Annotated in this window: 13 protein-coding genes; 4 read left to right on the plus strand and 9 right to left on the minus strand. The window is 37.5% G+C overall.

The features are described 5' to 3' along the window. Positions 1–13: 13 nt before the first annotated feature. The 4 genes from ACOI1C_RS06740 to ACOI1C_RS06755 all read right to left on the minus strand — a co-directional run bounded on the left by ACOI1C_RS06740 (position 14) and on the right by ACOI1C_RS06755 (position 3,968). On the minus strand, positions 14–862 hold the full coding sequence (locus ACOI1C_RS06740; RefSeq protein WP_422509274.1) for a MurR/RpiR family transcriptional regulator: 849 nt from the start codon (positions 860–862) through the stop codon (positions 14–16). Beyond that, positions 813–1,559, minus strand: a complete 747-nt coding sequence (locus tag ACOI1C_RS06745) for an N-acetylmannosamine-6-phosphate 2-epimerase (RefSeq protein ID WP_422509275.1) — start codon at positions 1,557–1,559, stop codon at positions 813–815. Before ACOI1C_RS06745 ends, ACOI1C_RS06740 begins: the two co-directional genes overlap by 50 nt. A gap of 343 nt (positions 1,560–1,902) precedes the next feature. Further along, positions 1,903–3,237 (minus strand): ABC transporter substrate-binding protein, encoded by a 1,335-nt coding sequence (locus tag ACOI1C_RS06750; protein ID WP_422509277.1) that lies wholly within the window; start codon positions 3,235–3,237, stop codon positions 1,903–1,905. A gap of 14 nt (positions 3,238–3,251) precedes the next feature. Then, positions 3,252–3,968 (minus strand): alpha/beta hydrolase, encoded by a 717-nt coding sequence (locus tag ACOI1C_RS06755; RefSeq protein WP_422509279.1) that lies wholly within the window; start codon positions 3,966–3,968, stop codon positions 3,252–3,254. A 594-nt stretch (positions 3,969–4,562) separates the two neighbouring features. Here ACOI1C_RS06755 and ACOI1C_RS06760 point away from each other — a divergent pair. Beyond that, positions 4,563–6,917, plus strand: a complete 2,355-nt coding sequence (locus ACOI1C_RS06760) for a glycoside hydrolase family 10 protein (RefSeq protein WP_422509281.1) — start codon at positions 4,563–4,565, stop codon at positions 6,915–6,917. A gap of 358 nt (positions 6,918–7,275) precedes the next feature. Here ACOI1C_RS06760 and ACOI1C_RS06765 read toward each other — a convergent pair whose 3' ends face one another. The 3 genes from ACOI1C_RS06765 to ACOI1C_RS06775 form a co-directional block, all read right to left on the minus strand. After that, positions 7,276–7,728, minus strand: coding sequence for a C40 family peptidase (locus ACOI1C_RS06765; protein WP_422509283.1), 453 nt, complete (start codon positions 7,726–7,728; stop codon positions 7,276–7,278). 503 nt (positions 7,729–8,231) lie between these two features. Next, a complete protein-coding gene (locus ACOI1C_RS06770) occupies positions 8,232–12,833 on the minus strand; it encodes a cell wall-binding repeat-containing protein (protein WP_422509285.1) in 4,602 nt (1,533 codons plus the stop codon). 581 nt (positions 12,834–13,414) lie between these two features. Further along, entirely contained in the window at positions 13,415–14,176 is a 762-nt protein-coding gene (locus tag ACOI1C_RS06775; RefSeq protein WP_422509287.1) for a transposase, read from the minus strand. A gap of 575 nt (positions 14,177–14,751) precedes the next feature. Here ACOI1C_RS06775 and ACOI1C_RS06780 point away from each other — a divergent pair. The 3 genes from ACOI1C_RS06780 to ACOI1C_RS06790 all read left to right on the plus strand — a co-directional run bounded on the left by ACOI1C_RS06780 (position 14,752) and on the right by ACOI1C_RS06790 (position 19,244). Then, positions 14,752–15,330, plus strand: coding sequence for a DUF5317 domain-containing protein (locus ACOI1C_RS06780; protein ID WP_422509289.1), 579 nt, complete (start codon positions 14,752–14,754; stop codon positions 15,328–15,330). A 174-nt stretch (positions 15,331–15,504) separates the two neighbouring features. Then, positions 15,505–17,355 carry a diguanylate cyclase gene (locus ACOI1C_RS06785; RefSeq protein ID WP_422509291.1) on the plus strand — a complete coding sequence of 617 codons (1,851 nt, stop codon included), beginning with the start codon at positions 15,505–15,507 and terminating at the stop codon, positions 17,353–17,355. 377 nt (positions 17,356–17,732) lie between these two features. After that, a complete protein-coding gene (locus ACOI1C_RS06790; RefSeq protein ID WP_422509293.1) occupies positions 17,733–19,244 on the plus strand; it encodes a two-component system sensor histidine kinase NtrB in 1,512 nt (503 codons plus the stop codon). Between the two features lie 202 nt (positions 19,245–19,446). Here the strand turns inward: ACOI1C_RS06790 and ACOI1C_RS06795 are convergent, their stop codons facing one another. Both ACOI1C_RS06795 and ACOI1C_RS06800 read right to left on the minus strand, forming a co-directional pair. Further along, positions 19,447–20,208 carry a transposase gene (locus tag ACOI1C_RS06795; RefSeq protein WP_422509295.1) on the minus strand — a complete coding sequence of 254 codons (762 nt, stop codon included), beginning with the start codon at positions 20,206–20,208 and terminating at the stop codon, positions 19,447–19,449. Positions 20,209–20,596: 388 nt separating this feature from the next. Further along, a complete protein-coding gene (locus tag ACOI1C_RS06800) occupies positions 20,597–21,643 on the minus strand; it encodes an aldose epimerase family protein (protein WP_422509297.1) in 1,047 nt (348 codons plus the stop codon). Positions 21,644–21,649: the final 6 nt, after the last annotated feature.

Here is a 21,649-nt window from a genome sequence, read left to right on the forward strand (position 1 = left end):
TTTCACCAACTTTTTAAACAAGCTTATTTAACACAGCACGCGCTGTACGTTCTTTCATCAAAACTGACTTCTCTTTATCACTCAGCGCTATACCTGTGCATAATAAATCAATGACAAATAACTGAGAGATTTTAGCTGCTAGGGATCCACCTTCTAGTGGCGATTCCTTTCCACCGCTTAGCAAGACGCAATCTGCTAACTTCGTAATAGGGGAACGAGCATAATAAGTGATGGCGATAATCTTTGCACCATTATCTTTTGCTACCTGTAAGGAGTCAATTGTATCTTTTGTACTCCCTGAAACACTCAACCCTATGACTACATCTGTGTTGTTAAAGGTAGCAGCCGTCATTGCTTGTATATGCGGATCAATAATGGCATCTGTCCGCTTTCCGATTCGTATAAATCTATTTTTGGCATCTAGGGAGGTTAATCCAGATGTGCCTACACCAAAAAAATGTACACTATTTGCATTCTCTATAAGAGTGATTGCTTTTTGAAGCATATTTTCATCCATCATATTCACGGTCTCATCAATCGCCATCTTCGTATAGGCAGCGATGGAGCCTATGAGGCTATCTGAGTCCTCTTCTTTTTGCTCTTTTACTGACGATATATCCTTAGCGATAGCTAGTTTAAATTCTTGATAACCCTTTAAACCAATCTTTCGGCAAAAACGAAGAACGGTCGTTTCCCCGACACTCGCAATATCCGCTAAATCGGTAACAGAGTAATAGATGACTTTCTCCATTTGTTCTAGTACGATATCCGCTACTTTTTGCTCTGATTTTGTAAGTGATGGATAATAACTACTAATAAGCCCGCCTAATTTGCTTCTCGTTTGTTGCGTTGTGTTTGTCATGCTCATGACCATCCTTTGATATCAAATTCACGAATTTTTTCGTTATGTCTTGTGGGCGGGTAATAGCCGAGCCTACCACAACGGTATGGGCACCAAGCTGTAGTGCTTTATTAGCTTGCTCAGGTGTAGAAATTCTCCCTTCTGCGAAAACAGGTATGGATAGTTTTTTCACCAGTTGGTCAATAAGTGTAAAATCGGGTTCAACTGATTGAGTAGAGTATGGAGTATATCCTGACATCGTTGTTGATACACAGTCACACTCAATTTCCTCAGCGTATACCCCTTCTTCAAAGGTAGAAATATCAGCCATTACAAGTCTATCTTTAGAATGAATGTAGCTAACAAGGGCTTCTAACGATTCTCCACCAGGCCGATCACGTCTTGTTGCATCAATAGCAATCATTTGAACGCCTGACAAAAGCAATTCGTCTACTTCCTTTTTTGTTGGTGTAATATAAACGGTACTATTCATATAATCACGTTTAATTAGACCAATCACTGGTAAATCAACTACTCTTCTTATCGCCGAGATATCCTTTAAACCGTTAGCCCGTATTCCTACTGCTCCACCCATTTTGGCGGCTATTGCCATTTTCCCCATCACTTCAGCACCGTGAAGCGGTTCATCCTCCAATGCCTGACAGGAAACAATCAATCCACTTTTTACATCTACAAAAAAATTCTTGCTGTCTTTCATTTCGTCACCACCAGTTCAAATTCCTACTTGAAAAGCTGAAGAACCCCATTTAGATCCGACTAGCAAATGTTCTTAAAACATAAAGGCGTTCTTTGCCTTTTTGGCCTTTTTGGTTTGAGGTTATTTGACCTCGAGGATCTGGGTGCTAAAGCTAAACACTACACTTTTTACAACAACTTCTTTTAGAGGATGTTCAAAAAGTCCGGCAAAAATAGCTTCGAATTTCTTCGTCAGCTCGTCTTTTCCGCTCCTCACGTATACAAAACATACGTGCAGGAAGCTCAAGACTTCACAGGCTCTTTTAGAAGAAAAAGGGAGAAAATCTCTCCCTTTTTCACTTTTCTTATTTGGCTAATAATTCATTCCATTTTTTTTCAGCTTGTGCAATTGCGTCTTCTGTAGACATTTCACCTAGCATCGCTGCTGCAAGTGCTTCGTTCATTGCTGTTTTTAATTCATTGAAGCTCTTCATTGGTGGAATTAACACTTCGCTATCACGTAATTGCTCGGCAGAAACTAGACGAGCTTCGTCAATTGGTGTTGGCTCAGCTGGAAGCTCTGTAAAATACGGATCATCAAGTGCTGATTCAATTGAAGGTAAGATTGGAACAATTTTATCAAATTTAACTTGATTTTCAGCATTTGTAAGGAAGATTGAGAATTTCACTGCTGCATCCTGATGTTCACTTTGTGTTGGAACAACTAGGTTCATAGCTGCTACGTTTTTCTTGTTTGTTTTACCTGTAATGATTGGTGCTGTCTTTGTCGCAGCCAGAACATCTGGTGCGTTTTCCTTCACTGTGTTTAGGAATTGTGGACCTGAAGCAAGGATCGCCAGCTCGCCAGCTTGGTACAGATCAACCGCTTTTGAATGTCCTTCTGTTAATACTTCACGTGGAATCAAGTCATTTTGATACAGGTTCACGAAGAACTCAAATGCTGCTTTTCCTTCTGCTGTATTAAATGTTGCTTTCGTCATTCCTTCATCTGTTAGGTCAACACCCATCATCACCATTGTTTCTAGTAAATGACTTCCATCAAGTGGTGGGAAGAATGCATACTTGCCTGTTTTTTCTTTTACTGCTTCTGCCACTGCTGTTAAATCTTCAAACGTTGCCGGAGCCTTATTCGGATCAAGTCCCGCTGCTTCGAAAATATCTGTGTTATACATCGTTACTTGTGAAGATAAGTACCAAGGGATACCGAACGTTTTACCATTAAATGTGTTTGATTTCCAAATACCTTCAAAGTATTCACTTCTAACGTCTTCTGGTACCATTTCCTCCATATCCACTAACGCATCTAATTCAGCTAACTGAGAAGCGAATTGTGGATTTAGATTGGCTACATCTGGAGCTGTTTTAGAAGCTACAGCAGTTAGAATCTTTTTCTCCATGTCACCCCATGGAATGTCTACCCATTTCACAGTAATATTTGAATTTTCAGCTTCGAAATCAGCAATGACTCCATTAATGTAATCATCGAATGTTGGTGATAACTGCATGGTCCAGAATTCAATTTCTACTGGCTCAGACGTTTCTTCATTTGCTGGTTTTGTTGTTTCCTCTGTTTTTTCAGCATCTTTAGGTTCGCTTGCTGTGTTATCAGCACCACAAGCCGCAGCAACCATCATCATAAGCATGAGTACTAAAGCAAATAACCAATTCTTTTTTAACATGAATCGTTCCCCCTTTAATTTTGTAAAAAATAATTAAGCGTCCGCAACAAATCTCTTCTCCAAAAATCCCATAGATGGTGTTCGTCTTCTTCGTAATATGTAACCATGGCTCCTTTATCTTCTAAACGAATTCTCATTTTTCGATTAGTAGTTAGGATATACAGCTGCTGGTTGGATATAGGTGAGATGAACTCATCCTCGTGACGACCAACAGCTTGGTAGATACGAACATCTTCTAGGCATTTAACAGATTGTAGTTGAGTAAAATTTTCTTCTGACAGTGCTGCGGACTGCATTAATACGTGAGTAAATTGCGCTGGTTCTTTACAAATTAGTGATAAAGAAACCGAGCCACCGAGTGAATCTCCAAGTAAGCCGATTTTGTGAATACACATACCCTTTAGGTGTAAGTCTAGCCTGACAGATGGGAGTAACTCCTCCAAGAAAAAGGATATATACTCCTGATGATGATCCCCGCTAGGATGATAAGAGTGATACCTCTGGATGGAATCGCCAGGTGGGATTAGAACTACGAAAAGTCCACGTTCAAACGTTACTTGTTTCGAAATTCGGTTCAGGGTTGTTTCCATTTGCCCAAGCTCCATATAATCCAATCCGTCTTGTACAAACAGTACGTCCACGTTTTTTGAATCAAACAACTCCCAGGTGAAAATGGTGTAATCCTGTTGAATATGAACACTACTGATAACGCTTTCTTTTTTTACAAACAAAAAAAATCACACCACCATTCATAGGCTATTGCCTATTTAACTAGAAGTCTACCATAGAATCTAAACATTGTGAATATATTCTCCAATATTTATTTTTATGGTGGATGATAACTCCAATTTATGATGACAAAAAATGAATTATGCCATTCTTTATCTAATGATTTGTAAAAGCTAACTATTTAAAAATGAAGGTACACTCTGTATATACATACTCTTATTCGTTCTTTTCTTATTACCTATCTAAACCCTCACGTATAAACACCCTCAGCTCGAATCTAGAATAAACTAGACGAGAATATTTTTTCCTCCTTTTTAACCATTTTCGGAGAATATATTCATTTGTATAGAATATTGTGATAACATACTAGACAATTAAACGAGTTTTGATTAGAGGGGACACGACTATTACTTTGAAAGCGTTACCATCTATAGAGTTATCCTCTATTCAAAACAATAAAAAACTAGATGACTGACACTCTAGTTCCCGTTTAGACATACGAGGAGGTGGATTATACTCAGATATCAATATCTGACTACAACAAAAGAACTAGCTTATGAGGATCATTTATTAATAGAGTGAGAGGAGAATTGGAAGTGAAAATAGTAACGACTAGGTTAACCAGAATAACCATGACTTTATTCATGATCATCGGCTTGATTATTTCAAGTCTAGGCACAGAAACGAATACATCTGCAGCGTTTAAAGAGGATGTTGTGAAGGCGAAAAACGGAAAAACTCATGTAATTAATGGATTTAACCAACTAAGAGGTGGTAATCAATTAGTTGCTTACACTCCTGAGTTTGGTGAAAGCACGAAGAACAACCGATGGGGCGTAGAAGTCGTTGTTGAAAACAATATAATTACTGAAGTCCGAGATGGAACGATCGCTGGAAACGATGCGTTTTATGACGCACCAATCCCTGACAACGGTTTCGTCCTATCTGGCCACGGTACAGCTAGAACATGGATTATTAACAATCTTCATGAGGGTGAGACTGTAGAAATTCTTTATGATATCATCTCGGATCCAACAAAGACATCCACTTTTTCAATAAAGAGTATTGATCCACAAGCTCCTCATGCATTCCCAGGTGGTCGTGGTGGGAATGAGCTAATTGCTTACACTCCCGCCTATGAATCTGCAACAACAGGGACAAACCAATATGGAGCCGAGGTAATTGTTCGAAATGGGATTGTTGTTGAAATGTCCGGTAGTAACTCTCCAATACCTCAAGATGGTTTTGTTTTATCAGGCCATGGCTTAGCTAAGGATTGGTTGCTTCAGTTTACTCAAGTTGGCGCAAAAATTACGATGAATAAAGAAACGATGAAAGTTACAGCTACTATTGATGCAAGCAGTTATATTCGCGCATCTGAATTAGTTTTAAAAGAAGCAGAAGCGTCCATTGAAAATGCTGAGCAAAAGTTTTTAGATGTGCCTTTAGAGCAAGCAAAGTTAACAATTCAAGAAGCTAAAGATGTCATTGTCGAAGCTGAAGCAGCTTTTGAGGTAGCTGATTGGACAAAAACGATCGAGCATTCTGAAAAGGCTACTCAACTTGCAAAGAATGCCTCATTTTTAACAGTTGAATCACGTGTAGTGGATGCTCGAGGCGTATGGCACCGTCCAGTTGAAAAGAATCGTGAGGAGATCATCGCAACATTAGATCGTCTATCAGAGTCAAACTATAATATGTTGTTTTTAGAAACATTTTTCCACGGATACACTATTTATCCAGGTAAAATTGCAGAGCAAAATCCTGATTTCCTAGGATGGGATCCTCTAGCAGTGTTTATCGAAGAAGGGAAAAAGCGAGGAATTGAAGTACATGCATGGGTACATACTTTCTTCGTCGGACATGAGTCGTTACATCCACCAGGACCCATCTTAAAAGAGCATCCCAATTGGGCTGCAGTGGACCGCCAAGGTGATTTACCTTCAAAAAAAGAAGTCGGTTATTATTATGTAAATCCAGCATTACCTGAGGTTCGAGATTTCTTATCAACACTATTTAACGAAACAACTTCAAACTATGACTTATCCGGATTGCACCTAGATTATATTCGTTATCCTGTCAGTATGCCGTATGATGTTGGTTACAGCTATGACGAATATAGTCGAAGCGAATTTAAAAAGGAAACTGGATATGATCCATTAGAAATTACCCCAGATGGCAACCCAGAAGCTTGGGAAAAATGGAATGTCTGGCGCGAACAACAAATAACAACCTTTGTCGAGCGTATTTATAAAGAGACAAAGAGTTTAAATCCTGAAATTGATTTATCAACTGCTGTTTTCCCAGAGGTAAGTGACGCGATCGATCAAAAGTTCCAAAACTGGATTGATTGGGTTGAAGCCGGCTATATGGACTTCATTACCCCTATGGTCTATTCGGTCGATAAAAATTATGTTGCAAAAGCTACAGAGGATTTTCTAAACAATATGAAGTCACCTGTATTATCTTATATTGGGTTAGCTCCATTTATTGGCTTCAGTGACGATTTGCTAGTTAACCAAGTAAATAGCGTTTATCAAAAAGGGGCATCTGGTCAAGTACAGTTCGCCTATCATAATCTAAAAGACTTTCACTTTAACTCTCTTAAAATTGGACCACAACGAAAAGAAGCAGTTGTACCTCACCGCGATCCTATGAACGCCGCTTCCATGCTTGTGTCTGATATTAAACGTAAAGTACGTGATGTGTATGTTGCAAAAGGCGCGATGAAAAAGACTGTTCAAACACCACTTACAGCTAAGCTCAACCAGATAATTCACAAACTAGAAAAGAAAGATATCAAAGGAGCCCTTCAGCACAAGAATGTCGCAGAGGAATTCATCAACGAAAGACAGAAACAAATCAATGAACATGTTATAGAGCACCTTCATCGAGACTTCGATCAGCTTGAGAAAATCTTGGAATTTGCCGAGTTTGATCAAGGGAGATAGTAGATTACACCTCTGTTTTTTAGATAGACTTTTATTGCGAAAGTAAGCAGACTATGTTTGATCTGCTTACTTTTTTACTTTTAAACAAAAGTAAATTTGTCTCTTTTATACCTTGATCTAGATTATTTCAAGATAACAAAAACAAGAGGTACTTTAAACAAACGTTTGATTAACTATAGAGGCAAACACCTTTATAATTGCTTTTGTATTAGCTATTTATAAATCGTCATCATTCCAATAAATAAATTTGTTTTACTAACATAAGTAGATTTTTGATTATTTAGCCAAGATAATTGCAGATTAAAAGAACCCCCGTTTATATTTTATATCGGGGTTCTTTTGATATATTTTGATATAATTAGATTTTTTTAGCTCCTAAATATCTAGCTTTATAATATTTTTCACTTAATTTACTTACTCTTACACCCTTTGAAGAACTAGCGTGAACGAAACTGTCGTTACCAATAAATATCCCCACATGAGAGGGTCCTTTTTTATAGGTTTGGAAGAATACTAGATCACCTATTTCAGGAGTATTCACTGTTGTACCAGCCTTCCACATATTTGCCGCAGTTCGTGGTAACTTTTTTCCAGCACTTGTTGAGAAAACATAGCCTATGAAGCCACTGCAATCAAAGCCTTTTTTAGTAGTACCGCCATAACGGTATGGAGTTCCTACTAGAGACGTTCCCAAATTAACTAATTGATCCGTGTTTACATTTTGAAAAGCAGATACTTCAAGTGTGCCCGGAAGTACATTTGAAGCCAATATGACTAAGGTTAGAACGATAGATAAAAGTATTTTTTTCATTTTTTTCATTCTCCTATGTAACTTTTATATTGTCAGAAAATTTAACTATTTATAGTATAACAAGTTTCATAGGTTAATAGAGTTACACTTTTGTAACAATTTCAGGTTATTATTACAATTTTGTAACAATGTGTCGAAGAATTACATGTGCGCATACAGACAAAAGCCATGTACCCACTAGGATACACGGCTCTTTCTGGCTATATCTTATTTATTTTGTACCATCCAGTAGATTAAGATCCCAAGTATCTACCTCTTGCCCATCTACTACTATTTTTCCAGATTGAATTGAAAATGGCTTATTAAATGTATAACTGACGGGCTCATTTTGATAGCTTTGGATTGATATTTCTTCATTAATATAATACTTATGGGGCTATAGTTTTTCTAAAATCTTTTTACTAGCCCTTTTACTATACTGCTTAGCTTCCACGCTAGAACAAAGAACAAAAAACAGGGTCCAATCCAACTGGACTAGACCCTGTTTCAACTTGTATTTTTTATTACTTCAACAATGCTTCGATCTTAGCAAGAATCACAGGATTAACTGCAAGTTCTCCGCCGAAACCTTCTACAAATTCAATATTGCTAGCTTTTAGATATTCTTCTGTTGAAGTATGAAGACTGTCTCCAACAAGTAGGATACCTGTATTGCTCTTAGCTGCAAGAGCTCCACCAGAAAGTGCATCTGGGAAGTTCTTTGAAGTTGAAAGGTACATCTTTGTTGAACCTTTTGCAAAGTGTTTGATAACCTCGATATTAGTATCGAACTCTGTTTCACCTGCAAGACGTGTCACAGATGGGAAATCCTTCACAACTGTGTTCGGGATAATCATTTCTCCACCAATTACGATTGTTTCTTCAACACCTAGTTTAGCTAATGCATCTTTCGTAGCTTTAGGAGCTTCATTACTATTTACTAATAGAATTGGTAATCCTTCCGCACCCGCATATGATGCTACAGAAAGAGCATCATGGAACATTTCCGCACTCACTACTACAGCTTTCTTTGATCCAGTAGGAGCAACTTCATTCGCAATTGCTACAGCTGTATCGTACTCTGTTGCACCAGCTAAGCGAACAATTTCAATTCCGCTGTTAATAGCTTTTAACTGAGCTACTACCGCAGGAGTGATAGCTAACTCTCCACCAAGAATATAAACCTTCTTAGCTCCAAGTCTTGCAATTTCTGCACTAATAGAAGCATCTAAATTTGCTTTTTCCGTTAATAAAAGTGGAGCATTGTGCTTTGCTGCAAGTGGAACTCCAGATAGAGCATCTACATAGTGGTCGCCACGAGCTAATACGACTACATCTGAAGACTCCCAACCATCTGAGCTAATCATTGCTGACGTATCATATAACGTTTCCCCAGCAATACGTGAAGTATGCTGATCACGATATACAGTTACTTCTTTCGTCACTTCATTTCCAGCAATGTCTAAAAGACGTAAAGACAATGTGTTATCTCCGTAATTTAATGGAAGCGTTACTTCATAATTTGTATCAGCAGGAGTCATAATATCAACAGGACTTAAAAATGGTTGTACGAACTCATGATTATCATCAACATATAATGATAAGTAATTATAGTTATCTGTTAAGTTAAGTGTTACTGTAACTTCTTCAACTGATTTTTCTACTGTTGCAGGAGCATCTACAACAATTCCTGGAGCCGTAGTATCAATAAATACTTTACGTGAAATTGAGAATACTTTACCAGATAAATCTGTTGCTGTAACAATTACATCATACTTGCCATCAGCATCAAATTCAGCAGTAGTAGCGAAGTTATATTGGCCTGTTGTTGCATCAAGAGTGAATTCAACAGTAGTACCGTTAACTGTTAGTGTATCTAATTTGAAATCATCTGTAACATAACCTTCTACTGGAACTGATTTCTCGTTATAAGCACCATATGGTTCTGGTGTTGAGAGGCCTAGGAAGATTAGAGGTAATTCATTATCACCAATTACTGCCTTACCGTTTCCAACGTTTGAAGCGTTGTCGATTGCAAATACTTCAACTAGTGCCTGTGCAGGTACACTCGTTAATGTAAATTGCTTTACATCAGCAGTAGTGCTGCCAACATTTACACCATCTACGAATACGAAGTAATCTGATACGCCAGTACCCGTTTCAACTGTTTCCCAGCTTACAACTTGTGTTTCAGGATCGAAAGTTGCTGTAACACTTGGAGCAGTAGTATCGATATAGACAGGAAGTTTCTTCGACTGCCATGCTGCACCATCATAATCAACTACAGATTTCATCTCGTAGTAGTACAAGCCATCTGCAACAGTTTGTGATTTTACTTTTCCGTCCCATGCACGAGCAGAACTGAATGAGTAGTAATCAGATGCTCCAGCATCATAGTAGTTTTTACGAACATCCGTCTCTAATAGAACTCTTCTTAAGAACTTGTTATTTTCATCTAAAACATTGAACTGTACTTCATCCGCATTACGAAGGAATGCCGGTAAAGGATAAATATCATCGAACGCTCCATCGCCGTTCGGTGAAACTGGGTAGAATGTTTGTCCTGCTTCATTTGTTACTGGAGCAACAAAGTTACCATCACCAAATAACATTTCTTGCCAACCTGAGTTTAATTCATAAAAGCGATCTTCGCCTAATACTTTAAATCCATCTACAATTTCTGGACGATCCCAGTTACCGTAGAATCCAAGATATGGAATAGTAAGATCAGCTTCACCAGCCGCAGCATCAAGTCTTACAAATCCTTCTATAAAAATGTCTTCTTTTAGGTCAGAAACTATTGGATTACCATCTACATCTTCTCCAACAATTTTAGCGTTTGTGAAGTCTACACTTACAGTGAAGTCTAAAGATTCTCCAGCTGGAACAGTGATTGTTTTTGGTGCATCAACTAAAGCACTATCAAGATCTCCTGCAATACGTGGATTATAATCAAGACCATCAGCACCTTGGTAGAACATATCTGTTAATACATCTGTATTTACAGTATATGTTGCATCCTCACTAGATACGTTTGTAGCTGTGAAAGTCATGTCAAACTTTGTTTCGGTAAAGTCTTTAAGCTCTACTTTTGCCTCATTAGTTTCTTTGTTTACTACATATACAGGAGTAGTTACTGCTGAATATGTCTGCATCATACCAGCACCTTGACGGCGTGGTGAGAATGGCTGATCATTCAAATCAATAATAACTTCTGAAGTATTCATTAGTAATACTTTCGCAAGATCTGTACGATCTGAAACCGAAAGCTCTCCAAAACGCGTATCTTCTTGTAGGTACTGTTGCACTAATGCTGCACCACCAGAAACGTGTGGAGCTGCCATTGAAGTTCCGCTCATTACGCCATAAGCATCATTTTGTAATGTAGAGTAGATTTTACCACCTGGAGCAGTAATTTCCGGCTTTAACTCTAAGCTCGGAGTAGTTCCCCATGATGTGAAACCAGTCATACGACCCATTTCAGGATCTTGTTGTGCAACAGTTTGTGTAAAATCTAATGTTACTGGTCCTGCATCAAGCGATGCCTCTAATGCTAAACCTTCTTGTCTAGAGATTTTCATGAATGGAATATCCCATCCACCTTGGTTTTTATAGAATACTGGTGAGGTTGAATTGTAAACAATAATTCCAACAGCACCTGCAGCAGCTGCATTCTGCGTTTTATCGAAGAATGATAGTGCTCCACGTGGAACTAAAACAACTTTCCCAGTTACATCTACTCCATTATAATCTGCAGGTCTACCCATTTTACCTTCTAGAGATATTAGCTCAATTGGCGCCTGTAGCTTAGTCCAATCATCAATCCCATAACCAACAGATGCGAAAGAATCATTTCCAGTTATAGTTACTGTATGCTCATATAAATAAGCAACATTTCCTGATGCAGCAACTTGAATCGTATCTTTGTTAAGACCTGGCGCTCCAACTACTCCAATGTCTGGATTCTTAGAGAAAGTATCGCTCCATCCATTACCAAAGTGAGCAGAGTTACCAGCTGATACAGAAGCAACAACACCATTTTCAACAGCTCTTGTAATAGCTAAATCTTCTGCACTTCTTTCATCATAGAAAGATGCAGTTGATCCTAAACTCATGTTTAATACGTCTGCACCTAGCTTGATTGACTCATCAATAGCTGCTAAGTAAACATCAGACCATGTTGAAGGATAGTTAGGGTCATTACTGAAAACCTTCATTCCTAGAACCTGAGCTTCTGGAGCAACACCTTTGATTCCGCCAGTTGCTTCATCACCATTCGCTGCTACCGTACCAGCAACGTGCATTCCGTGCATAGAAGCATCTGGGCCTAAATCTAGGATCGTCTGATTTTGGTCATAATAGTTATAGCCATAAGGTACTTTATCAGTGAAGAATTTCCCCTTTAAGTCTTGTTCTGATACCAAAGTGTCTACATCATTTTTGGATAGATCAGCTTTTAAAATATCATCAAGATTAAAATCCTTATGAGATGGATCCACACCAGTATCAATAACTGCAACTACCATTCCTTCGCCTTCATACCCAGCATCTGCCCATGTAGCATTAGACTGAATAAATGAATGACTTGTTTTCATATCAGGACGTTCTTCAGGGCGATTGTATTCATTAGCTAAGTATACGTTCTTAACGCCATCAATCGCTTCGATTGTCGCAACGTCTTCAAACTTCACTTCTCCACTAAAACCATTAAATGCAGTAGTAAAACTTAGTTTTTGGCTAATTTTAACATTTTTTGATTTAATTTTGTCCTTAATGCTTTTTTGTTGCTTCTGAATCTTAGCAGTCAAGGATTCCTTAACATTTTTAGATAATTCCTTATATAGAACACCTTGCTCTGTAGCATGCTCAACTGGAGTTTGTCCTTCTAGTTCTACAATTACACGAACTGTATCCGTAGGGTTAAGTGTAGCTTTTAAAGTGGTATCTTTAACATCAATCTTAGTGAATTCCTTTGCCTTTAACTCTTTGATTTGGCTAATCTTAGAAGCAAGATCAGTAGGTACTGAAGTAGTTGCTGAGGCTGTATAGCCTAGATTTGAGAATATTAAAGCAGATGCTAATACCGAACTGGCAATCTTTCTGCCTCTGTTTTTCTTCTTACTCATTTGCGAATCCCCCTATCATATACTCTGTATCTTTAAAACTACTATTCTAGAATACCTCCCTTTATTTTTTGTAACATTCACAAGAATGTAACAACACTCATATTTTAGAGTTTTCTAACGATTATGTCAATAGATTTCAGACTCAATGATACACATAGAGACATGACCTTTTACACCTTATCTCTCAAAAATAAATACTATAATCCCCTTTTTTTCATCAAAAACCCAGTAACATCCTAGTTCTTACAGCCTATCTATACTAGTGATTCAGTTACTATTATTTACTAAAATTAGAGTATATTAAACTGAATTATATTTATTTTTTTCTACATATTAATAGATTCCAACTCATCAGATTTTAAAGCCGAGGGGAAGCCGAGGGGACAGGTTCCTTGACCCATTAAAGTATACGGGTCAGAGGGACAGGCACCATGACCCTAAAAAGCTCATACTTATGACAATAGTAGGGATTTTAAAACTGTCTCTTTTTTTGCACTTATAGGTTCTTAAAATAAAAATAGATGGGACAGCTTCCTTGTCCCATCTATTTTTATTTTGGACAATGAATCTGCCCTATCCTCCTATCGAATACGCTGAATAACACTTCTTGAAATCCCTGTGATTCTTGATAACTGTCTTACCGAGATTCCGCTTAACTCTTTTAAACGACCTAAAGCTTCGTCTCTACTCTTTCTTTCAAGTGCCTGTAATACAGAGGTGCTGGGAATTCCCAACTTTTCAAGTTCCTCTCTTACCTCATCATCAGACTTCCTGGCTATTATTTTGTACTCTAAGCATTGATCTTCATTATGTTCGGTCATAAAGTGATTAAACAACGTAATTGCAGTCTCTTTGTCGGGAGAAAATTGTTTAAGTCCTAGGTCGGTATCCACGATGTTGATATTCCCGAAATACTCGTTTAGGCTAGTCCACTTACTTTCGAACACATTTCTTGTTAGGCCTGCCTTGAGTGGATTTTGATGGATGTATCTAAGAACATTCATAAAATAAGTTTTGGTCTCTACATTTTCACTCTTAAAACGTTCTTGAAATAAGTGGCCACAACGATCATATTTCAAGTTATACCAATACACATAACTTGAACTTATCCTCTTAATAACATTCGAAATGGATTCATCCGACTCTCTCATTAACAAATGAATATGATTGTCCATCAAACAATAACTATAAAGCTGATAATTACATAATTCTTTATATTTTTTCAGTGTCTCTAGAAACCTTCTCTTGTCCTCATCATCTTCAAAGATCGTTTGTTTATTAATTCCCCTCAAAATTACATGATATATTCCACTGATACTCTTTCGCCGTGCTACCCTTGGCATGTTTGGATCACCTCGAGGCTTTATTTGGGGTTTTTGTGGGTCATAGGGACAGGTACATCGTCCCTCGGTAGTTGTGTATTAGGCTACTGCATTCGCCTTACCGCATGGGGGACTTAGGGACCGTAAGCCCAATAGGATTTTTATGAGGGCCTGGAAAATTAGAAATTCTTTATATATCGACATCACATCCAATCGTCAAATTTCCACTGCATTCGTTTATGAGTCTTAAACAAAAGTATTGAGGCATACTTTTTTTTACAATATTCCACACAATTCGTGAATATCCTGCATTAATAGACAATTTTAGTTGGAATTTTGGGACACGTTACCTGTCCCCTTGGCAGCTTCAAATGCACGCTAATCAAAGAATGGGTCAAAGGAACCTGTCCCCATGGTTCATGACAGGTTCGCAATAATCAGGGGTATACGTCTAGTACTTTCGATTCATTTAGACAAAAACGTAGTATGTAATGGTCTTTTACTCTATTCTACTATTGCAATAAATACAAAATTTGCTAAGATTTAGAGTGTTGTGCATTTATTGAAAAAAATTGTCTATTTATTGGAGGACTAATATGGTTTTCGACGGTATTATTATTGCAATCGTTATCGCTCTTTTTCGAGGTGGGAATTTTTTAAATTTCGCAGATATGAAGCTCAAAGCAAGATGGATTTTCCCCATACTATTGCTCATTCAAATCGTCGTCTTCCTTACCCAAAGTAAATTCGAGGTAATAGGCGCCTATAGTAACTATATTTTTTTACTCGTTTATGTCATAGGATTACTTTTCTTATATATTAATCGTCATCACCCTGGCTTTACTCTAATCTTTATCGGTGTCCTGCTAAACTTTATCGTCATGGCAGCAAACGGCGGAAGAATGCCCGTTTCCCCAGAAGCAGCCAGTATTCTTGACCCCTTCTTCATTGAAGTCTTACAAAATGGATTATACGGAAAGCATGCCCTCATCACCGAATCTACTAGACTAGCCTTACTCGGGGATATCATTCCATTATCGGCGCCCTATCCAAAAGAACAGGTCATTAGCATTGGGGATGTCGTCATGAACATCGGAGTCTTCTTATTTATCCAGAACCTCATGGTGAAACCCAAAGTCAAAGATGTAGATACCCATGCAGAAGCAACTATTTAAAGGAGGTGAGATAAACATGAACGCAAGAACAAAAAATGCTATTATTAATCTATTAGTTATTGGTACTGTTATTGTTGCTTTAACATCTGGTTACAAGCTCCATTAATACTTAGTAGAGGAGTAATCATTATGATTACTCCTTGAAACTTTAAGAACTTGCGAGTGTGATTATATATGTCGAATGCATTAAAAATTAGTAATCTATATGTTGGATTAATAAGCATAACTGGAATTATGTTATTTATTGTTCACTTTAACTATGAAGTAAATAACCTGTCACTCTGGGTTCTTATTTACTCGTTAACAGGATCAGTTCTTTTATTTAATTCATTTAATATTAAACTCCTTCCATCTGGAAATTCTCTCTCCATGGATTCTTCCATTTATTTAGCATGTATTTTTATTTTCGGAATTAACATCCCACTGATGATTTTACTATTAAGTAGTATAGTTTATGCCTTGTTTAGTTATAAGACTATTTGGTGGAAGCACTTCTTTAATTTTGCAACATACTCATTTATGATCATTATCTCTTACTATTCATATACTCTCTTTGGTGGGGTTGCTGGAGCGATGGACATATCTAACCTAGCACCCTATGCTATATCACTTTCAGTTTACTTCTTAATCAATGTAATTTTAATTTGGATATTTTTTTACTTTTCTTCACCTCAACCTCTTTTTAAGGCTATTAAAGGATTTATTGACAAAGGTATTATTAGAGAATCAATCGTTAGCTACTTAAGTATATTAATGCTAGCACTAGTTTTAACCATCTTATTAAGGGAAGCAAAGTTTTTCGGTTTATTTTTATTCACATTATTAACGGTGCTGCTCTCTTTTGCCTATACAAAATTCTTCAATTTATATGAAGGCCTAGAAGAAAAAGCTTCAAAGGATTTCCTTACTGGCTTATACAACCATGGATACTTCAAACTAAGACTTGATGGCATTTTCAAATCTAGAGAAGATAAACGGTTACAATTCTGTGTTGCTTTACTAGATATTGATGATTTCAAAAGATACAATGATATGAACGGACATCTAGAAGGTGACGTTTTTCTTCAGTTCTTGGGTGAGTTTCTAACAGATAACACATCAAAAAAGGATTATATTGTTGCTCGCTATGGTGGGGAAGAGTTCGCGTTACTAATGCCCAATACAACTCATAGTGAAGCCTTCACTTTTTTAAATAAGCTAAGAAAAAAATTGAATGATACATATATTTTTGGAGCAGAGGATCTGCCGTTAGGCTGTATTTCCTTCTCCGCTGGAATTGTCGAGTACGAGCAAGGGATTCTAGATTCAACAGAGCTACTAAAGAAAGCCGATCATGCCCTCTATTATGCGAAGGCACAAGGAAAGAATAGTGTTCAGATTTACCATGAAGGGAACGATGTCTACCAGGGTGGCCTTCAAATCTTAAAAGACGTTGAGTGCCTTGAACAGCAATTGCAAATCTTCTTATCAAAGGATATGTATACATACCAGCATAGTAAGCGGGTATTCACCTATGCAGCTGACATCAGTGAGAAATTGAACCTGCATGATAGTGAAAAAAGATCTCTTATTTTGGGTGCTCTCATTCACGATATTGGTAAACTCGAAATTCCTAGAGATGTAATCAATAAAAAGGGTAAACTTAATCCCCATGAATGGGAAATGATGAAGAAGCATGTGATCTTCGGGAAAGAAATCGTTGCCTCAACAAAAAAATACGACGAGCTATTACCATTGATCGAGCTACACCATGAACGTTACGATGGAAAAGGCTATCCACACGCCTTAGCCGGCAAGAATATTCCGAAGCTAGCTCGTATTCTTTGTATTATTGACTCCTTTGATGCAATGACAACAGAGCGTCCATATCAAGCTACAAGGACGTTCGAGGAAGCAATTGATGAATTAAGACGCTGTTCTGGCAAGCAATTTGATCCAGAGTTTGTGAGACCATTTATTAGTATGATTGAAGAAAAGTATAAGGACCGATTTATGAATGTATTAAAAGAAGTTAGGCTACCTTAAGTGGTAGCCATTTTTTGTAATTTCAAAAAAGGAGAATAAGACCTCGTAAAATCATATATTCAATTATTTACCAAAGCATTGCAATAAGAAGGAATTCAATTTAAAATTAAGGTATATTGAAGTAATTGACTTCCTTAATGACACAATTTGCTAGTGAGTGATACCATATGAATTTGAAGACTTTTAACGTTTTAAAAAGTACAAATATATACATTTTATTCGTCGCTCTGTTGGGCATTTTTTTACTATATAGTCATCTTTCTTTTCCTAAAATTGATAATACCTCTGAGTGGGTATTGCTAATTATATTCATCTTTACCATTTTTTTATTGAATCAATATCATATTATTTTCCCGAATAGTGAAAATGGCATGAGTATGGACTCTACTATATACTTGGCTACTATCTTTATTTTCGGACTAGAATTTACACTACTAATCTTGACGGTGAATAGCGTCATTTTTGGCTTATACAAACGTAACATAGCCTTGTGGAAGCATGTTTTTAATTTATCTATCTATTCCGCCATGATTACTAGCTCTTATTATATATTTACTTTTACAGGTGGTGAAGTTGGCTTTTTTTCTGTTAGCGATTTAGGGTCCTATTTTTCCGCTTTAGTGTGTTATTATTTTATCAATGTGATGTTTATTGGATTCTACTATTACCTTGCAGCTTCAGTTAGCCTTCTTTCTACTTTTACCGAATTTCGAGAATCCCTTCCCAATTATATGGTTACTCTAGCACTAGCTCCAATATTAATGATTCTACTCGAATCATACCCTATTACTGGATTAATTCTCTTTACTTTCGTGATTGTCTTGCTATCGGTAGCCTTTAGAAAGTATCACTTGTTATACATGGAGGTTTCCAACGACAAGACTTACAGAGAGCAGATTCTTAACTCTTTACCCGTTGGAATTATCACAGTGAACGATATAACATCCGAAAATTACCTTAATACTTCTGCTTCCCGACTATTAAATTTGACTCATAACAAAGTAAAAGAACTCTTAGAGAGTCAAAACCTACCCATGTCAAATCAACATTTTTGGGAATTGATTTCATCCGGAAAAAATATCCAAAATATAAAAGCAACCTTTCAATTACCTAATAGAGAACACCATTTGCTCGTATCGAAATCAGAATTAATCGACCAAAATAACAATCATGTTGGTAGAATTCACTATTTTATGGATATTACAGAAGTAGAGGAACTAGAAAAACGAATCCATCAATCCGAAAAGCTTGCCCTCCTCGGAGAAATATCAGCAAGAGCGGCCCATGAAATTCGGAATCCACTTACCGTCATATATGGCTTCTTAACACTTATGAAGGAATCGTTTACAGAGGCTGAACGAGAAAAATTCCATATACCACTATTACTCAAAGAATTTGATCGTATTAACTCCATTATTGAAGAAATGCTTTTGATTGCTAAACCAAGTGCACCCTTGTTAACCAAGTCCTATTTAGAGGATATTATTAAAGGAATCCTCCCTTTGTACAATCAACACGATGAGAAGCAAAAGTTAGAATTTAATGTGAATTTACACCGTGTCCCTTTGTTGCTCGATCCAAAACAAATGACACAAGTCATGTACAATTTAATACGAAATAGCAGCGAAGCGATAGGTGGCAAAGGAACCATTTCTATTTACTCAAAGCTTCTACCGGAATCGTATCAGCTATTTATTCGGGATACGGGATTTGGCATTCCGATAGACTTACAAAAGACCATTTTTGAACCCTTTCTAACATCAAAGGAATCTGGAACCGGCTTAGGATTAACCATTGTTCATAGGATTGTCGAGAATCACTATGGGACTATTGAGTTGTTCTCAAGCACAGAAAATGGGACTACCTTTCTGATTATACTTCCACTATAGAGCCGAGGGGACAGGTCCCCTGACCCATTTACGGGTCAGAGGGACAGGCACCATGACCCTAAAAAGCTCATCCTTATGACAATAGTAGGGATTTTAAAACTGTCTCTTTTTTTGCACTTATAGGTTCTTAAAATAAAAATAGATGGGACAGCTTCCTTGTCCCATCTATTTTTATTTTGGACAATGAATCTGCCCTATCCTCCTATTGAATACGCTGAATAACACTTCTTGAAATCCCTGTGATTCTTGATAACTGTCTTACCGAGATTCCGCTTAACTCTTTTAAACGACCTAAAGCTTCGTCTCTACTCTTTCTTTCAAGTGCCTGTAATACAGAGGTGCTGGGAATTCCCAACTTTTCAAGTTCCTCTCTTACCTCATCATCAGACTTCCTGGCTATTATTTTGTACTCTAAGCATTGATCTTCATTATGTTCGGTCATAAAGTGATTAAACAACGTAATTGCAGTCTCTTTGTCGGGAGAAAATTGTTTAAGTCCTAGGTCGGTATCCACGATGTTGATATTCCCGAAATACTCGTTTAGGCTAGTCCACTTACTTTCGAACACATTTCTTGTTAGGCCTGCCTTGAGTGGATTTTGATGGATGTATCTAAGAACATTCATAAAATAAGTTTTGGTCTCTACATTTTCACTCTTAAAACGTTCTTGAAATAAGTGGCCACAACGATCATATTTCAAGTTATACCAATACACATAACTTGAACTTATCCTCTTAATAACATTCGAAATGGATTCATCCGACTCTCTCATTAACAAATGAATATGATTGTCCATCAAACAATAACTATAAAGCTGATAATTACATAATTCTTTATATTTTTTCAGTGTCTCTAAAAACCTTCCCTTGTCCTCATCATCTTCAAAGATCGTTTGTTTATTAATTCCCCTCAAAATTACATGATATATTCCACTGATACTCTTTCGCCGTGCTACCCTTGGCATGTTTGGATCACCTCGAGGCTTTATTTGGGGGTTTTGTGGGTCATAGGGACAGGTACATCGTCCCTCGGTAGTTGTGTATTAGGCTACTGCATTCGCCTTACCGCATGGGGGACTTAGGGACCGTAAGCCCAATAGGATTTTTATGAGGGCCTAGAAAATTAGAAATTCTTTATATATCGACATCACATCCAATCGTCAAATTTCCACTGCATTCGTTTATGAGTCTTAAACAAAAGTATTGAGGCATACTTTTTTTTACAATATTCCACACAATTCGTGAATATCCTGCAATGATAGACAATTTTAGTTGGAATTTTGGGACACGTTACCTGTCCCCTTGGCTCTGGCTTCCCCCCTGACTATGGGCCAAGGTACCTGTCCCCCTGGCTTATATCGTAGTAAAACTATATTTCGTCGTGGAATGGAAAACTTCATCTTTATCTAAAATACTGGATGGGAAATGTGGATGATGGATCGAGTCTGGCAGTCCTTGTGTTTCTAAGCATAATCCTAGATAGTTTCGTGATTGTGCTCCGCGAATGGTGAAATCATCTGATAGTTGTGTCCCCATATAGAGCACGACAGCAGGCTGGTCTGTTTCAATGGTTAACACTCGACCGCTTTCTTCATCGCGTAAAATGATCTCTTGATTATTGTTCTCCGTTAACAAAAAGGGATGATCATACCCTTTTCCTGCAAGTATCGTTTGAGGATGGTCTGCTTCTACGCCATCCTTGATACGTCTACCCTCTTTGAATTCAAACACAGTATTTTTAACAGGGAGAATTTCACCAGTTGGGATTAGTTCTTGATCAAGTTCGACAAAACAATCACTTTTCAAGGTTAACACATGGTCAAGAACATCTCTTTTGTGGTCTCCTGATAAATTAAAATACGAATGGTTTGTGACATTAAGTAGGGTCTTTTGGTCTGATTCGCCCTTATATGTGATGAAAAGTTCATTGTTGTTTGTTAATGTATACGTTACCTTCATTTGCAAATTTCCAGGGTATCCTTCTTCGCCGTCCTTGCTTAAATAGGAAAACTCGATACTCACCGAATCATTGTTTTCTGTAACCACGGTGTTCCATATGACTTTATCAAACCCTGTTAGTCCACCATGCAGATGGTTTCCACTGTTGTTTTTCGCAAGTTGATAGGAGATACCATCTAGCGAGAACTCGGCCCCCTTAATTCTTCCGGCAAAACGACCAACCACTGCTCCAAAGTAAGGAGAGTGCTCTACATATTCCCGGGTCGTGTCAAAGCCGAGCACCACGTTTTCAAATGTGCCATGTCGGTCTGGGACTAGTAACTTTGTAACAATACATCCGTAATCAATGCTCTCTATTCTCATACCAGCGTCATTCACCATTGTGTAGGACGTGATCGTCTGGCCGTTTACTTCTCCAAATATATTCTGTTCCACTCTCATTGGTTT

This window comes from Bacillus sp. DJP31 (assembly GCF_049310945.1).
Classification (GTDB): Bacteria; Bacillota; Bacilli; order Bacillales; family SA4; genus Bacillus_BS.

Bases quoted from the DNA above. Each gene is read 5' to 3' on its own strand.
- ACOI1C_RS06740 (WP_422509274.1), bottom strand. From the start codon at position 862: ATGACAAACACAACGCAACAAACGAGAAGCAAATTAGGCGGGCTTATT.
- ACOI1C_RS06745 (WP_422509275.1), bottom strand. From the start codon at position 1,559: ATGAAAGACAGCAAGAATTTTTTTGTAGATGTAAAAAGTGGATTGATT.
- ACOI1C_RS06750 (WP_422509277.1), bottom strand. From the start codon at position 3,237: ATGTTAAAAAAGAATTGGTTATTTGCTTTAGTACTCATGCTTATGATG.
- ACOI1C_RS06765 (WP_422509283.1), bottom strand. From the start codon at position 7,728: ATGAAAAAAATACTTTTATCTATCGTTCTAACCTTAGTCATATTGGCT.
- ACOI1C_RS06770 (WP_422509285.1), bottom strand. From the start codon at position 12,833: ATGAGTAAGAAGAAAAACAGAGGCAGAAAGATTGCCAGTTCGGTATTA.
- ACOI1C_RS06775 (WP_422509287.1), bottom strand. From the start codon at position 14,176: ATGCCAAGGGTAGCACGGCGAAAGAGTATCAGTGGAATATATCATGTA.
- ACOI1C_RS06780 (WP_422509289.1), top strand. From the start codon at position 14,752: ATGGTTTTCGACGGTATTATTATTGCAATCGTTATCGCTCTTTTTCGA.
- ACOI1C_RS06785 (WP_422509291.1), top strand. From the start codon at position 15,505: ATGTCGAATGCATTAAAAATTAGTAATCTATATGTTGGATTAATAAGC.
- ACOI1C_RS06790 (WP_422509293.1), top strand. From the start codon at position 17,733: ATGGACTCTACTATATACTTGGCTACTATCTTTATTTTCGGACTAGAA.
- ACOI1C_RS06795 (WP_422509295.1), bottom strand. From the start codon at position 20,208: ATGCCAAGGGTAGCACGGCGAAAGAGTATCAGTGGAATATATCATGTA.
- ACOI1C_RS06800 (WP_422509297.1), bottom strand. From the start codon at position 21,643: ATGAGAGTGGAACAGAATATATTTGGAGAAGTAAACGGCCAGACGATC.